Here is a 13,723-nt window from a genome sequence, read left to right as displayed (position 1 = left end):
GACCTCATGAAAGTTGCCCTGTTCGTTCCCTGTTTCATCGATGCGTTTTATCCGCAGGTCGGCATCGCCACGCTGGAGTTGCTCGAGCGCCTCGGGCTGGATGTCGATTACCCGCAGGATCAGACCTGCTGCGGCCAGCCAATGGCCAATAGCGGCGCGCACAAGGACGCCGCCGGCGCCGAGCGCGTGTTCGCGCGCAACTTCGCCGATTACGACTATGTGGTCGGGCCGTCCGCGAGTTGCACGCATCACGTGCGCGAGCACTTCACCGCGATCGAGCAGACGAGCGCGGTGCAAAAGGTGCGGCGCAATACCTACGAGCTCGTGGAATTCCTGCACGACGTGTTGAAGGTGCGCGAGTTTCCGTGGGCGGAGTTTCCGCACAAGATCGGGCTGCACAACAGTTGCAGCGCGGTGCGGCATCTGCGCGAGACGTCCAATTCGGAGGTCGCGGGCGCGCCGTATTCGAAGCCGCGCGCGCTGCTCGAAGGCGTGAAGGGCATCGAGTTCGTGTCGCCCGCGCGCCCGGACGAATGCTGCGGTTTCGGCGGGACGTTCTCGGTGACGGAAGAGGCCGTCTCCGTGCGCATGGGGCAGGACAAGGTGCGCGACCATGTCGGCGCGGGCGCGGAGTACATCGTGTCGGGCGACATGTCGTGTCTCATGCATCAGCAGGGCTGCGCCGAGCGCATGAAAGCCGATGCGAAGTTCATCCATATCGCGCAGGTTTTGAACGGAGCGCGCGCATGAGCAAAAACACGGGTAAGCCGATCCGTATCGATCACGCGAAGGCCGCGGGCGCGTTTCTTCAGAAGCCGGATCACGTCGCGTTCCACGACAAGCGCCTGTGGGACTTGCGCACCAAGCGCGATGCGCAGGCGCACGGCATCCCCGAATGGGAGACGCTGCGCAATCTCGCGTCGGGAATCAAGGAGCACACGCTGTCGAATCTCGCGGATTACATCGCGCAGTTCGTCGATCAGGCGGAGAGGAATGGCGTCGTCGTGCATTTCGCGGCCAATGCGGAAGAGCACAACGCGCTCGTCCACAAGCTGATGAGCGAGCGCGGCATGACATCGCTCGTGAAGAGCAAGTCGATGCTCACCGACGAGTGCTACATGCGCGATTACCTCGAACCGCGCGGCATCACGGTGATGGAAACCGATCTCGGCGAGCGCATCCAGCAGCTCGATCATCAGGACCCGAGCCATATGGTCGTGCCCGCGGTGCACAAGCTGCGCGCGGACGTGGCCGAGCTGTTCGGCAAGACCATCGGCACCGATCCGAAGAACAGCGACATCCACTATCTCGCCGAAAGCCAGCGCATGAACACGCGGCCGTATTTCGTGCGCGAAAAGACGGCGGGCATGACCGGCTGCAACTTCGCGGTCGCGGAGACGGGCACGGTCGTCGTGTGCACGAACGAGGGCAACGCGGATCTGTCCGCGAACGTGCCGCCGCTGCATATCGCGTCGATCGGCATCGAGAAGATCATTCCGACGATCGCCGATCTCGGCGTGTTCGTGCGGATGTTGTCGCGCAGCGCGCTCGGCTCGCCGATCACGCAATATACGTCGCACTTTCGCGCGCCGCGTCCGGGCACGGAGATGCACTTCATCCTCGTCGACAACGGCCGTTCCGAACGGCTCGCGATGGACGACTTCTGGTTCTCGCTCAAATGCATTCGCTGCGGCGCGTGCATGAACACCTGCCCGGTGTATCGAAGGAGCGGCGGCTTGTCGTACGGCGGCACGTATTCCGGGCCGATCGGCGCGATCATCAACCCGACCTACGATCTCAAGCGCTACAGCGCGCTGCCGTTCGCATCGACGATGAACGGCAGTTGCACCAACGTGTGTCCCGTGAAGGTGAACATCCACGAGCAGATCTACAAGTGGCGCGAGGTAATTGCTCAGAAGCACGAAGTGCCTTTCGTGAAGCAGGAAGTGCTGAAGATGGCGGGGCGCCTCCTCGCGAGCCCGACGCTTTACCGCGCGACGGTTGCCTCGCTCGGCGGCGCGCTGAAGCGTCTGCCCAACTTCGTGCTCTATAACCCGCTGAATATTTGGGGGCGCCAGCGCGACTTGCCGGAAGCGCCCGCCGAGACTTTTCACGAGTGGTACAAGAAGAACCGCTCATCTGCCAGACAAGTTGACAAATGACGACCCGCGAAGCCTTTCTATCGAAGATCCGCGCGGCGCAGCCAGCGTCGCGCCCGCGCCCCGATGTGCCTTTGTTTCCGACACCCGAAGGCGATCTGCGCGAGCGTTTCGCCACGGCGCTCACCGCGATGGGCGGAACGTGCGTGGAAGCGTCGAGCGTGGCGGAGGTTCAGGCGATGATCGCCGCGCGTTTCGGCGCGGATGCGATCGTGGCGTCGGCGGTGGCGGGCATCGAAGGCAATCGCGCGATTTCGCGAGATACCGCTCCGGCCTCGCTTCAGGATGTCGATGTCGGCGTCGTGCGAGGGCGCTTCGGTGTCGCCGAAACCGGATCGGTCTGGTTCAGCGAGGAAGAGTATCTCGTGAACTCGATCGGCTATCTCGCGCAGCATCTCGTCGTGCTGCTCGATCCAGCGCTGCTCGTCGAAGGCTTGCAGCAGGTTTATCGACGGCCCGATTTCAAATCGGCGCGCTATGCGGTGCTCGTGACGGGGCCATCGGCGACGGCGGATATCGAAGGTGTACTGATTCGCGGCGCGCAGGGCGTGCGCTCGTTGACTGTCGTGTGGCTTGCGTGACGCTTCAGGCGGCGGGAAATCCCGCCGAACCTGGCCGCTTCCCGATGAAAAACAAAAAGCCCAGTCGCGTGACTGGGCTTTTTGCTTCGAAGCTCTTGGCTCCCCGACCTGGGCTCGAACCAGGGACCTACGGATTAACAGTCCGGCGCTCTACCGACTGAGCTATCGGGGAACAACTGAAACATCTGCAACTGAGATAAAAAACCCAGTCGATGGACTGGGTTTCTTTGAAACCGACTTGCTGGAGTTTTTGGCTCCCCGACCTGGGCTCGAACCAGGGACCTACGGATTAACAGTCCGGCGCTCTACCGACTGAGCTATCGGGGAACATCTACAGCAGAGAAGCGGAATTATAGGGAGCCCGTGCTAGCGTGTCAACGCTAAATCGTCATTCAATACACTTTTTTGCATCGAATAGACCGATATGGCCGCCCGGCCGCAGCGAGATCAACGCTCGAGCAGGTTCAGCTTGTCCTTGACGTCCTTGAACTCATCCGCTTCGGGAAGCGAGCCCTTCGTCTTCGTGATGCTCGGCCAGTTGCGCGCGAGCTCGGCGTTCAGTTCGGTGAAGTGCTGCTGATCCGAGGGCACGTCCTCTTCGGCGTAGATCGCGTTCACCGGGCATTCGGCGACGCACACGGCGCAGTCGATGCACTCGTCAGGATCGATCGCGAGAAAGTTGGGACCTTCGCGGAAGCAATCCACCGGGCACACGTCCACACAATCGGTGTACTTGCACTTGATGCAGCTTTCGGTCACAACGTGAGTCATTCAGGCTCCTGCATGCGTAATTCGTGGGGGCGGCGCCCTGGGCGGCTGCATGGGCCGCGAGATGCGCGTGGCGAAACGCATATTGTAGCGTAACGGTAAAAGCGGGCGCGAGCCGCGCGAAGCGCGCTTTATATCGATTCGTGATGTATGTATGCGCGCGTTCGCAAAAGGGCCGAGCACGGGTCATGCCCTCGCGCACATTCGGGTAACATGACCCTAAAGACATAAAGGCTCGCGCTCGCGACAGATATCAGGCAAAAGCGCGTGGTCAATTCGCGTGGGTGTTCCCGTCAGAACCATGATCATCAATTCGCTGCTCGATACCGACCTCTACAAGTTCACGATGATGCAGGTCGTGCTGCATCATTTCCCCGCGGCCCATGTCGAGTATCGCTTCCGCTGCCGCACGCCGAATGTGGATCTCGTGCCGTATATCGACGAGATCCGCGACGAGGTGCGCCAGCTCTGCAATCTGCGCTTCAAGGAAGAGGAGCTGGACTATCTGCGGCGCATGCGCTTCATCAAGAGCGATTTCATCGATTTCCTCGCGCTCTTTCATCTGAACGAGAAGTCCATCCGCATTGCGCCTTCGCCGAAGAACAACGGCGAGATCGATATCGAAATCGAAGGGCCGTGGCTGCACACGATCCTCTTCGAGATTCCGGTGCTCGCGATCGTCAACGAGGTCTATTTCCGCAACACGCAGCGCAAGCCCGAGTACGAAACGGGCCGCGAGCGCCTGCGCGACAAGATCAAGCTGCTCGCCACGCCGCCCGAATACTCCGACTGCAAGATCGCCGATTACGGCACGCGCCGGCGCTTCTCCGGGCAGTGGCACGAGGAAGTGGTGCTGACGTTGAAGGAAAGACTCGGCGCTCAGTTCGCGGGCACGAGCAACGTCTTCTACGCGATGAAGCACGGCCTGCGGCCGCTCGGCACGATGGCGCACGAGTACCTGCAGGCGTGCCAGGCGCTGGGTCCGCGCCTGCGCGATTCGCAAATCTTCGGCTTCGAGATGTGGGCGAAGGAATATCGCGGCGACCTCGGAATCGCGCTGTCGGACGTCTACGGCATGAAGGCGTTCCTGCGCGACTTCGACATGTACTTCTGCAAGCTCTTCGACGGCGCGCGCCACGACTCCGGCGATCCCTTCGACTGGGGCGAGCGCCTCATCCGGCATTACGAGGAGAACCGCTGCGATCCGCGCACCAAGGTGCTCGTATTCTCTGACGCGCTCGACATTCCCAGGGTGCTGCAACTGTATGAGCGTTTTCGCGGGCGCTGTCAGCTCGCGTTCGGCGTCGGCACCAATCTCACCAACGACCTCGGCTATCAGCCGCTGCAGATCGTCGTCAAGATGGTCCGCTGCAACGGTCAGCCGGTCGCGAAGCTCTCGGATTCGCCCGGCAAGAACATGTGCGACGACAAGGCGTATCTCGCGTATCTGCGCCAGGTATTCGGCATCGAGCAGCCTGTCGAAGAAAGCTGATCGCGCTTTTTGCGCGTTCGGCCTATGCCGTTCGGATGAGGTTCGTCAGCGAATATCGCTCGCTATAATTCGGACGCGCCGATCGATCCGGCGCGCACGAAACTCAAGCACGCAAACACGAGGACGGCACCATGGATACATCGGCCGCGCGCCGCAATATTCTCGCGCGCATTCGCAGCGCGCAGGGCCGTCGCGATACACCGACGGACGCCGAGCGCGCCGCGGCGCAAGAGTATGTCGAGCGGCATCCTGCGGGTCCGCGTCCTCCGCTGCCTCAGTCTCGCGACGAGCTCATTGCCCGGTTTCGGCTCGAAGCCGAGCGTCTTTCCTCGACGGTCGCCGAAGTGGAATCGCTTGCCGATGCCCCCGCCGAAGCCGCGCGCTATCTTCAGTCTCTGAATCTCTCCACCGATGTCGTCGCGTGGCCCGCGCTCGCCGATCTTCCATGGGCGCAAGCGGGCATTCAGGCCGCGCTGCGCAAGCCGGCGGACGCCGATCTCGTCGGCATCACCGGCTGCTTTTGCGCAACGGCTGAAACCGGTTCGCTCGTGCTGCTGTCCGGCGCCGATACGCCCGCGTCCGGCGCGCTCCTGCCGCAGACGCACATCGCGATCGTGCCGTCGTCGCGCATCGTAGCGGCGCACGAGGACGCGTTCGCGTTGATGCGCGCCGAGCGGGGCGAGTTGCCGCGAGCGGTGAACTTCGTGTCGGGACCGTCGCGTACCGGCGATATCGAACAGACTATCGTGCTCGGGGCGCATGGGCCGTATCGCGTGCACGTAATCGTCGTGCGCGGAGCCTGATTCCGATGCGGCGAGTCGTTTTGGGCGCCGTTTGCGCGGCGCTGGCGCTGATCGATGCGCCCGCCGTCGCGGCCACGCCCGACGGCGCGACGCTTCCGGCAACCTGGGGCATTCCGTTCATCGGCGTCCTGCTTTCGATCGCGGTTTTTCCGCTCGTCGCGCCGAAGGTCTGGCATCACCATTTCGGCAAGATCGCGGCCGCGTGGGCGCTCGCGTTTCTCGCGCCGTTCGCGCTTGCGTTCGGCATCGGCACGGCGGGCAGCGTGCTGGTTCACGCGATGCTCGAAGAGTATGTGCCTTTCATCATCCTGCTGGCGTCGCTCTACACTGTTGCGGGCGGCATCTGCGTGCGCGGCAATCTGCATGGCTCCGCGCGCCTCAATACCGGGCTGCTCGCGCTCGGCACCGCGCTCGCGAGCCTCATGGGCACGACGGGCGCCGCCATGTTGCTGATCCGTCCGCTCCTGCGCGCGAACGACAATCGCAAGCATGTCGTGCATGTGGTCGTGTTCTTCATCTTTCTGGTCGCGAACGCGGGCGGCTCGCTCACGCCGCTCGGCGATCCGCCGCTGTTCCTCGGCTTTCTCAATGGCGTCGGTTTCTTCTGGACGACGCTGCATCTCGCGCTGCCGATGCTCTTCGTCTGCGCTGTGCTGCTCGCGCTGTTCTACATGCTCGACAGCCACTACTGGCGCAGGCACGACGCGCGCTCCGCGTTTCTCGACCCGACGCCCGACACGCCGCCGCTCGGCATCGACGGCAAGATCAACTTCGCGCTGCTCGCAGCGATCGTCGCGCTCGTGCTGATGAGCGGCATCTGGAAGCCGGCTATCGCGTTCGATGTCTTCGGCACGCAGGTGCAGTTGCAGAATCTCGCGCGCGACGTGCTGCTCATCGTGGTGCTGCTGGCCTCGCTCGCGCTCACGCCGAAAAGCGCGCGTGCCGGCAACGCGTTCGACTGGGCGCCCATCGAGGAGGTGGCGAAGCTCTTCGCCGCGATCTTCATCACCATCGCGCCGGTCATCACGATCCTGCGCGCGGGCGAGGCGGGCGCGTTCGCGGGCATCGTGCGCGCGGTGTCGGATGCGCATGGCAAACCGGTCGACATCGCTTATTTCTGGGCCACGGGCATCTTGTCCTCGTTTCTCGACAACGCGCCGACCTATCTCGTGTTCTTCAATCTCGCGGGCGGCGACGCCCGCACGCTCATGACCACCGATGCCACGACGCTCGCCGCCATCTCGGCGGGCGCGGTCTTCATGGGCGCGAATACGTATATCGGCAATGCGCCGAACTTCATGGTGAAGGCGATCGCCGAATCGCGCGGCGTGCGCATGCCGAGCTTTTTTGGCTTTATGGCGTGGTCGGGTGCAATCCTTCTGCCGCTTTTCGCCGTTCTGGGCTGGCTATTTTTCTAGGAGCAATCGATGAAGAAAGTCCTTGTCGCGCGTCCCACGTTCCCCGATGTGATCGAGCGCCTGAAACAGTATTTCGATGTCGACGCCAATCTCGGCGACGTGCTCCCGCAAGATGAATTCGCACGCCGTCTCGCCGGTAAGGACGGCGCGTTCACGGCGGGCGAGTGGGTCGGCGAGAAGGAGCTGGCCGGCGCGCCGAACCTGAAAGTGGTCGCGAACATGGCGGTCGGCTACAACAACTTCGACATGCAGGCGTTCGACGCGCACAAGGTGCTCGGCACCAATACGCCGAACGTGCTGAACGAAACCACGGCCGATTTCGGCTGGGCGCTGATGATGGCGGCGGCGCGCCGCGTCACCGAGTCGGAGCACTATCTGCGCGCGGGCAAGTGGCAGAAGTGGTCGTTCGATTCGTTCCTCGGCAATGATGTCTACGGCTCGACGCTCGGGGTGATCGGCATGGGACGCATCGGCCAGGCGCTCGCGCGGCGGGCGAGCGGCTTCAACATGCGGGTGATCTATCACAACCGCTCGCGCGTCGCGCCGGAGATCGAGCGGGAGCTGAACGCCGAGTACGCGTCGAAGGAAGATCTGCTGAGGCGCGCGGATCATGTCGTGCTCGTCGTGCCTTACTCGAAGGAGAGTCATCACACGATCGGCGCGGCCGAACTCGCGCTGATGAAGCCGACAGCGACGCTCACGAATATCGCGCGCGGCGGCATCGTCGACGACAACGCGTTGATCGTCGCGCTGCGCGAGAAGCGTATCGCGTCGGCGGGCATCGACGTGTTCGAGGGCGAGCCGGATTTCAACCCGGATTTCCTGCTGCTCGATAACGTCGTGCTGACGCCGCACATCGCGAGCGCGACCGAGGGCACGCGCCGCGCCATGGCCAATCTAGCGGCGGACAATCTCATCGCCGCGCTGGGCGAGGGCCCGCGCGCCGGCAATCCGCCGAACCCGATCAATCCGGACGTACTCAAGAAATGACGCAATTGCTGGTTGGCGCGGTCGCTGTGCTTGCGGTCGCGCTGGTGGTCTCGCTCTTCGCGCTCGTCATGACGATGCGGCGCCATTCGAACGCGGTCATCTTCGACGAGTTCGAAGCGCTCACCGATCGCGTCAACGACATGGGCGAGGCCCACGCGCGCGCGCAGGAAAGGCTCGAGCGCGGCCTGCGCGGCGATATTGCAGAGAGCGCGCGCGTGTCGCGCATGGAATCGCAAAGCGGCTTCACGCAATTTCATCAGACGCTCGCGACGCAATTGGCGAGCACATCGAGCGTGCAGAACGCGCAGTTCGATGCGCTCGCGCAGCAGCTCGCGCAACAGAGCCAGCAGGCGCGCGAGGATCAGGGCAACGCGCTCAAGCGTTTCGCCGATTCCATGTCGCTGCATCTGTCGCAGCTATCGGAGGCGAACGAGCGGCGGCTCGCGGAAGTGCGCGCGACGCTCGAAGCGCGCCTGAAGGACATCGAGGCGAACAACGCGACGAAGCTCGAAGAGATGCGCAGAACCGTCGACGAGAAACTGCACGCGACGCTCGAACAGCGGCTCGGCGAATCGTTCAAGCTCGTGTCGGACCGGTTGGAGCAGGTGCATCGCGGGCTCGGCGAAATGCAGACACTCGCGGCCGGCGTCGGCGATCTGAAGAAGGTGCTGACCAACGTCAAGACGCGCGGTATCTGGGGCGAAGTGCAACTGGAATCGCTGCTGGAACAGTTGCTCACGCCCGATCAATACGCGAAAAACGTCGCGACGGTCCCGAGGAGCAACGAACGCGTCGAGTTCGCGATCAGGCTTCCCGGCCGGCACGATGCGCCGGGCGCACCGGGCGATGCGGCCACGCCCGTGTGGCTGCCCATCGACGCGAAGTTTCCGCGCGAGGACTACGAGCGCCTGATCGATGCGCAGGAGCGCGCCGATCCGGCCGGCGTCGAGGACGCGTCGCGCGCGCTCGAAGGCCGCTTGCGCGCGGAAGCGAAGTCGATCGCGCAGAAGTACGTCGCGCCGCCTCACACGACCGATTTCGCACTGCTTTTCCTGCCGACCGAAGGGCTGTACGCGGAAGTGCTGCGCCGCCCGGGTCTGAGCGATGCATTGCAGCGCGAGTATCGCGTGACCATCGCCGGGCCGACCACGCTGACCGCGCTGCTCAACAGCCTGCAGATGGGTTTTCGCACGCTCGCCATCGAGAAGCGTTCGAGCGAAGTGTGGCAGGTGCTCGGCGCGGTGAAGATCGAGTTCGGCAAGTTCGGCGAAGTGCTGGCGAGAACGAAGACGCAGCTCGAAACCGTCACGCGCTCGATCGAGGCGGCGCAAACGCGCACGCGGCAGATGGGCAAGCGCCTGCGCGATGTCGAGGCGCTGCCCGGGGAACAGGCGGCGGGGCTGCTGGGCGATGCGCTCGGCGATGCGTCATCGCCCGAAAGCGACGACGATCTGTGAGCTACGAGGCGAGGCGTTCGAGCGGCTCGCCCGTCACGCGCACGATGCGCCAGTCGGGCAGCACGGTCGCGCCCATTTTCTCGTAGAAGTCGATAGCGTTCTGATTCCAGTCCAGCACCGACCACTCGAAGCGGCCGCACTGGCGCTCGACCGCGAGCGCGGCGAGATTCTTGAGCATCAACGTGCCGAGGCCGCTGCCGCGCATCGAAGGGCGCACGTACAGGTCTTCGAGATAGAGGCCGCGCTTGCCGAGGAAAGTCGAGAAGTTCTGGAAGAAGAGCGCATAGCCGACGATTTCGCCCGCCTGCTCCGCGACGAGCGCCTCGGCGGCGGGCCTCGCGCCGAAGAGCGCGTCGTGCACGCCTTGTTCCGTTGCGATGAACAGGTGCGTGAGCTTCTCGAACTCGGCGAGCTCGTACATCAGGCCGAAGATCGCGGCGACGTCGCCCGGCGTGGCCGATCGAATGTTCGGGGCGCTCACGCTTCCTCCGGTGCATCGGACAACACGATCTCGATGCCGCCGAAACGCGACGCCACCCAGTTGTACGCGTGACACGCGATCCACAGCAGGATGAAGCCGAGAATTGCGTTCAGCAGCAGCGCGCTCGTCACGGTGCTCACTTCGACCGAGCCGTATCGCACGAACGCGACCACGACGCCGAGCAGCACGATGGGCACGCTGAAGGTCAGATACACGAGGATCAGCGCCTTGGCGGTCTGTCCCGGTGCAATGGATGAGATCTGCTTTTTCATGGAAGGAAGCCCCGTCTATCGATGTAGGAATGTTTGTCCTGGCGACGCTCGTTGCCGCGCCCGTCAGATCAGGCCGTCGAACGGCACGATTTCGATGTCGTCGCCGGCGTCGATGTTGCCGCGCGCATGATCGAGCACGATGAAGCAGTTGGCTTCGCTCATCGAGCTGAGCACGCCGGACCCTTGCGGGCCGGTGGTGACGACGTTCCAGCGGCCGTCGTCGTCGCGCGTCGCGATGCCGCGCTGGAACTCGGTGCGGCCCGCGCGTTTTTTCATCGGCTCGGCGGCGGTCGCGCGGATGACCGTGAGCGGCTGATGCGTCGCGCCCGACATCACCAGCAGCGCCTCGCGCACGATGAAATAGAACGTCGCCATCACGGCGACCGGATTGCCCGGCAAGCCGAAGAAAAGCGCTGGTTTGCCAGAGCCCGCGCGCTCGCCTGACCACAGGCGGCCAAATGCGAGCGGCCGGCCGGGCCGCATCGCGATCTTCCAGAACGCGACGTCGCCGAGCGAATTCATCAGCTCGCGCGTGAAGTCCGCATCGCCCACTGACACGCCGCCCGAGCTGATGACGACATCCGCGCTTTCGGTCGCCTGCCGCAGCGCCTTTTCGAGCGATGCCCGGTCATCGCGCACGATGCCGAGATCGATCGTCTCGACGTCGAGGCGCTTCAGCATCGCGAAGAGCGTGTAGCGGTTGCTGTCGTAAAGGCTGCCCGGGCTCAGCGTTTCGCCGACGGAGCGCAATTCGTCGCCCGTCGAAAAAAATGCGACCGTGAGACGCTTGCGCACGGCCACTTCGCCGATGCCGAGCGACGCGAGCAAGCCGAGATCCGACGCGCGCACGATGCGGCCGGCGAGCAACGCTGGCTTGCCTTTCGCAAGGTCCTCGCCCGCGAGGCGGCGGTTCTGCCCGGCGCGGACGGCCGCGCTGGAAAAGCGGATCGCGTCGCCTTCGCGGGTCACGAGCTCCTGCGGCACGACGGTATCGCAGCCCGGCGGGATGAGCGCGCCCGTCATGATGCGCACGCATCGATTCGCGCCGGGCGCCGTGGCGAAAGGCCGTCCGGCGAGCGCCGTGCCCGCGACAGCGAGGTTCAGTGCGCTGGCGCCGCCCGACAGCGCTTCGCCCGCGAACGCGTAGCCGTCCATCGCGGAGTTATCGAAGGCGGGCACGTCGATGGGCGAGATCACGTCTTCGGCGAGCACGCGGCCGAGCGCGTCATGCAGGCCCACACGCTCGATCTGCGCGTCGCGCGTGCGCGGCATCGCCCATTGACGCACGATGTCCTGCGCGGCGGCGACTGGCAGCGCATCCGGATCGTAGTGGGCGACGCAGGCGGAGAATTCCTTGGACGTGGTCATGAATCGGCGTGGATCGCGGCCGGAACCCGGCGAAGAAGCAGCCACGAGGCCGCGCGGTGGTTGAGCGCCCGAACGTCAGAAGGCCGCGAAGGCGGCCGTGCGCGAACAGTCGGGTTGCAAGTCGGGTTGAATGGGTCAGCGGCGGTCCAGATCGGCCAGCTGCTGTAAATCGTTGATATTGTAAAACGCGCGTTCATCGTGAAATCGGACTTCGGCCGTCGTGTGGCGCGCGTACCACGCGCGAACCTTGCGCTCTCCGGCGTCGAGCCAGGCGTCGAGATCGTCGGCGAGGGAGGTGCGCAAGAGCGCGAAAACCGCATGCGCCATGACTTCGCCGGACGCATCGACCGTCGCGGCGTAGGCGATGTCGGCGTGATTTGCAGCGAGCGCGTGCATCAGCGCGGCGCCGAGATGCTCGTCGACGAAAGGGGCATCGCACGGCGCGATGAGGACGAATTCGGTCGTCGCGGCGCGCAGCGCGGCGGCGATGCCGGCGAGCGGTCCGGGATAATCCGCGCGAGTGTCCGCGATGACGCGCGCCCCGAACGGCGCGCCCAGGCGCTCATAGTCTTCGATGGAGCGATTCGCGCTGACGAGGAGCGCTCCTGTCTGCGGCGCGACACGCCGTATCACGTGCAGTGCGAGCGGTTCGCCGCGAAACGGCTGCATGCCTTTGTCGACGCCGCCCATGCGTGAGCCGCGTCCGCCCGCGAGTACGAGCGCAGTGACATTCGCGGAAGAATGAGCGTTCAGCACGAGCCGCCGCGCTCAGCCGCCGATGTACGACATCTCGACGCGAGGCGCATCCTCGCGCGACGGCGCCGATGCGCTGCCGCGCAGTTGCGAATAGCGGTCGCCGCGCGCTTCCCAGATGCGCGAGATGGCGGTCGCGACTGCCTCGTCGCTCGCGCCGCCACGGATCAGGCCGCGCAGGTCGTGGCCCGACACCGCGAAGAGGCACAGATAGAGCTTGCCCTCGGTAGAGAGACGCGCGCGAGTGCAGGAGCCGCAGAACGCGCGGGTGACGCTGGAAATCACGCCGATTTCACCGCTGCCGTCGCGATAGCCCCAGCGCTGCGCGGTTTCGGCGGCCGTGTGGGCCTCGAGCGGATCGAGCGGGAAATGCGCGCCGATGCGCTCGACCACTTGCGCCGACGGCAGCACTTCGCTCATGTTCCATCCGTTCGACGCGCCGACATCCATGTATTCGATGAAGCGCAGAACCGCGCCGCTGCCTTTGAAATGGCGCGCCATCGGCACGATTTCCTGATCGTTCGTGCCGCCCTTCACGACCATGTTCACCTTGATCGGATCGAGCCCGACGGCTTGCGCCGTTTCGATGCCGTTGAGCACGTCGGCGACAGCGAAATCGGCGTCGTTCATGCGGCGGAAGAGGGCGTCGTCGAGTGCGTCGAGGCTGACTGTCACGCGCGACAGGCCCGCGTCCCTGAGCGAGCGGGCCTTGCGCGCGAGCAGCGAGCCGTTCGTCGTCAAAGTGAGATCGAGCGGGCGGCCTTCCGGCGTGCGCAGCAACGAAAGCCGCTCGATCAGAAATTCGATGTTCTTGCGCAGGAGCGGCTCGCCGCCCGTGAGGCGGATCTTTTCCACGCCATGCGCGACGAACACGCGCGCGAGCCGTTCGATCTCCTCGAACGAGAGCAGCGCGGCGTGCGGCAGAAACTCGTAGTGCTTGTCGAACACTTCGCGCGGCATGCAGTACACGCAGCGGAAGTTGCAGCGGTCCGTGACCGAGATGCGCAGATCACGCAGAGGACGCGCGAGCGTGTCCGTGAGCAGCCCGGACGGCGACGTCGCGGCGCCGGAAAAATCCGGGATCGAACTGACATCGGCCAGGGGAATGATGCGTCGGGACATGATGGCTGGGGGTTCGGCTCGGCCGCTGCGGCCTTGTTCGAATAATGGTTTGACCGTCC

The 13,723-nt window shown here is 64.5% G+C and carries 14 protein-coding genes and 2 tRNA genes; 8 read left to right on the top strand and 8 right to left on the bottom strand.

Annotated features, from left to right (window positions below):
* Positions 1-6: 6 nt before the first annotated feature.
* The 3 genes from AC1Z32_RS23950 to AC1Z32_RS23940 are packed head-to-tail and all read left to right on the top strand — an operon-like array spanning position 7 to position 2,740.
* Positions 7-750 carry a (Fe-S)-binding protein gene (locus AC1Z32_RS23950; RefSeq protein ID WP_483481158.1) on the top strand — a complete coding sequence of 248 codons (744 nt, stop codon included), beginning with the start codon at positions 7-9 and terminating at the stop codon, positions 748-750.
* Entirely contained in the window at positions 747-2,162 is a 1,416-nt protein-coding gene (locus AC1Z32_RS23945; RefSeq protein ID WP_483481156.1) for a lactate utilization protein B, read from the top strand. The genes AC1Z32_RS23950 and AC1Z32_RS23945 overlap by 4 nt, the downstream gene beginning before the upstream one ends.
* The gene (locus AC1Z32_RS23940) at positions 2,159-2,740 is read left to right on the top strand and encodes a LutC/YkgG family protein (protein WP_483481154.1); all 582 of its coding nucleotides are present in this window, start codon (positions 2,159-2,161) and stop codon (positions 2,738-2,740) included. Before AC1Z32_RS23945 ends, AC1Z32_RS23940 begins: the two co-directional genes overlap by 4 nt.
* A gap of 96 nt (positions 2,741-2,836) precedes the next feature.
* Here the strand turns inward: AC1Z32_RS23940 and AC1Z32_RS23935 are convergent.
* The 3 genes from AC1Z32_RS23935 to fdxA all read right to left on the bottom strand — a co-directional run bounded on the left by AC1Z32_RS23935 (position 2,837) and on the right by fdxA (position 3,511).
* Positions 2,837-2,912 (bottom strand) — tRNA-Asn (locus AC1Z32_RS23935).
* 79 nt (positions 2,913-2,991) lie between these two features.
* A tRNA-Asn gene (locus AC1Z32_RS23930) sits at positions 2,992-3,067 on the bottom strand.
* A 120-nt stretch (positions 3,068-3,187) separates the two neighbouring features.
* Positions 3,188-3,511, bottom strand: coding sequence for a ferredoxin FdxA (fdxA, locus tag AC1Z32_RS23925; protein ID WP_483481152.1), 324 nt, complete (start codon positions 3,509-3,511; stop codon positions 3,188-3,190).
* A 298-nt stretch (positions 3,512-3,809) separates the two neighbouring features.
* Here fdxA and pncB point away from each other — a divergent pair, with 298 nt between their 5' ends.
* The 5 genes from pncB to AC1Z32_RS23900 all read left to right on the top strand — a co-directional run bounded on the left by pncB (position 3,810) and on the right by AC1Z32_RS23900 (position 9,668).
* Positions 3,810-5,000, top strand: a complete 1,191-nt coding sequence (gene pncB / locus AC1Z32_RS23920; protein WP_483481149.1) for a nicotinate phosphoribosyltransferase — start codon at positions 3,810-3,812, stop codon at positions 4,998-5,000.
* 131 nt (positions 5,001-5,131) lie between these two features.
* The gene (locus AC1Z32_RS23915; protein WP_483481147.1) at positions 5,132-5,803 is read left to right on the top strand and encodes a LutC/YkgG family protein; all 672 of its coding nucleotides are present in this window, start codon (positions 5,132-5,134) and stop codon (positions 5,801-5,803) included.
* Positions 5,804-5,808: 5 nt separating this feature from the next.
* Positions 5,809-7,221, top strand: coding sequence for a sodium:proton antiporter (locus AC1Z32_RS23910; RefSeq protein ID WP_483481145.1), 1,413 nt, complete (start codon positions 5,809-5,811; stop codon positions 7,219-7,221).
* A 9-nt stretch (positions 7,222-7,230) separates the two neighbouring features.
* A complete protein-coding gene (locus AC1Z32_RS23905) occupies positions 7,231-8,211 on the top strand; it encodes a 2-hydroxyacid dehydrogenase (protein WP_483481143.1) in 981 nt (326 codons plus the stop codon).
* On the top strand, positions 8,208-9,668 hold the full coding sequence (locus AC1Z32_RS23900) for a DNA recombination protein RmuC (protein WP_483481141.1): 1,461 nt from the start codon (positions 8,208-8,210) through the stop codon (positions 9,666-9,668). Before AC1Z32_RS23905 ends, AC1Z32_RS23900 begins: the two co-directional genes overlap by 4 nt.
* A gap of 1 nt (position 9,669) precedes the next feature.
* On the opposite strand, the gene AC1Z32_RS23895 is transcribed toward AC1Z32_RS23900, so the two are convergent.
* From AC1Z32_RS23895 to moaA, 5 genes are all read right to left on the bottom strand, one after another.
* Entirely contained in the window at positions 9,670-10,089 is a 420-nt protein-coding gene (locus AC1Z32_RS23895) for an N-acetyltransferase family protein (RefSeq protein ID WP_483481728.1), read from the bottom strand.
* 56 nt (positions 10,090-10,145) lie between these two features.
* Positions 10,146-10,421 (bottom strand): hypothetical protein, encoded by a 276-nt coding sequence (locus AC1Z32_RS23890; protein ID WP_061171310.1) that lies wholly within the window; start codon positions 10,419-10,421, stop codon positions 10,146-10,148.
* 63 nt (positions 10,422-10,484) lie between these two features.
* A complete protein-coding gene (gene moeA, locus AC1Z32_RS23885; RefSeq protein ID WP_483481139.1) occupies positions 10,485-11,789 on the bottom strand; it encodes a molybdopterin molybdotransferase MoeA in 1,305 nt (434 codons plus the stop codon).
* Positions 11,790-11,924: 135 nt separating this feature from the next.
* Positions 11,925-12,479 carry a molybdenum cofactor guanylyltransferase MobA gene (mobA, locus tag AC1Z32_RS23880; RefSeq protein WP_483481727.1) on the bottom strand — a complete coding sequence of 185 codons (555 nt, stop codon included), beginning with the start codon at positions 12,477-12,479 and terminating at the stop codon, positions 11,925-11,927.
* Between the two features lie 78 nt (positions 12,480-12,557).
* Complete coding sequence (gene moaA, locus AC1Z32_RS23875) at positions 12,558-13,664, bottom strand: GTP 3',8-cyclase MoaA (protein ID WP_483481137.1); 1,107 nt, start codon at positions 13,662-13,664, stop codon at positions 12,558-12,560.
* Between the last annotated feature and the right edge of the window lie 59 nt (positions 13,665-13,723).

Source organism: Caballeronia sp. 11_S32 (assembly GCF_056930355.1).
Note: the sequence above shows the minus strand (reverse complement) of the source record. Positions and strands in the feature narration are given on the sequence as shown.

Excerpts from the sequence above, each read along its gene's own strand:
- AC1Z32_RS23950 (WP_483481158.1), top strand. The coding sequence starts at position 7 with ATGAAAGTTGCCCTGTTCGTTCCCTGTTTCATCGATGCGTTTTATCCG.
- AC1Z32_RS23945 (WP_483481156.1), top strand. The coding sequence starts at position 747 with ATGAGCAAAAACACGGGTAAGCCGATCCGTATCGATCACGCGAAGGCC.
- AC1Z32_RS23940 (WP_483481154.1), top strand. The coding sequence starts at position 2,159 with ATGACGACCCGCGAAGCCTTTCTATCGAAGATCCGCGCGGCGCAGCCA.
- fdxA (WP_483481152.1), bottom strand. The coding sequence starts at position 3,511 with ATGACTCACGTTGTGACCGAAAGCTGCATCAAGTGCAAGTACACCGAT.
- pncB (WP_483481149.1), top strand. The coding sequence starts at position 3,810 with ATGATCATCAATTCGCTGCTCGATACCGACCTCTACAAGTTCACGATG.
- AC1Z32_RS23915 (WP_483481147.1), top strand. The coding sequence starts at position 5,132 with ATGGATACATCGGCCGCGCGCCGCAATATTCTCGCGCGCATTCGCAGC.
- AC1Z32_RS23910 (WP_483481145.1), top strand. The coding sequence starts at position 5,809 with ATGCGGCGAGTCGTTTTGGGCGCCGTTTGCGCGGCGCTGGCGCTGATC.
- AC1Z32_RS23905 (WP_483481143.1), top strand. The coding sequence starts at position 7,231 with ATGAAGAAAGTCCTTGTCGCGCGTCCCACGTTCCCCGATGTGATCGAG.
- AC1Z32_RS23900 (WP_483481141.1), top strand. The coding sequence starts at position 8,208 with ATGACGCAATTGCTGGTTGGCGCGGTCGCTGTGCTTGCGGTCGCGCTG.
- AC1Z32_RS23895 (WP_483481728.1), bottom strand. The coding sequence starts at position 10,089 with ATGTACGAGCTCGCCGAGTTCGAGAAGCTCACGCACCTGTTCATCGCA.
- AC1Z32_RS23890 (WP_061171310.1), bottom strand. The coding sequence starts at position 10,421 with ATGAAAAAGCAGATCTCATCCATTGCACCGGGACAGACCGCCAAGGCG.
- moeA (WP_483481139.1), bottom strand. The coding sequence starts at position 11,789 with ATGACCACGTCCAAGGAATTCTCCGCCTGCGTCGCCCACTACGATCCG.
- mobA (WP_483481727.1), bottom strand. The coding sequence starts at position 12,479 with ATGGGCGGCGTCGACAAAGGCATGCAGCCGTTTCGCGGCGAACCGCTC.
- moaA (WP_483481137.1), bottom strand. The coding sequence starts at position 13,664 with ATGTCCCGACGCATCATTCCCCTGGCCGATGTCAGTTCGATCCCGGAT.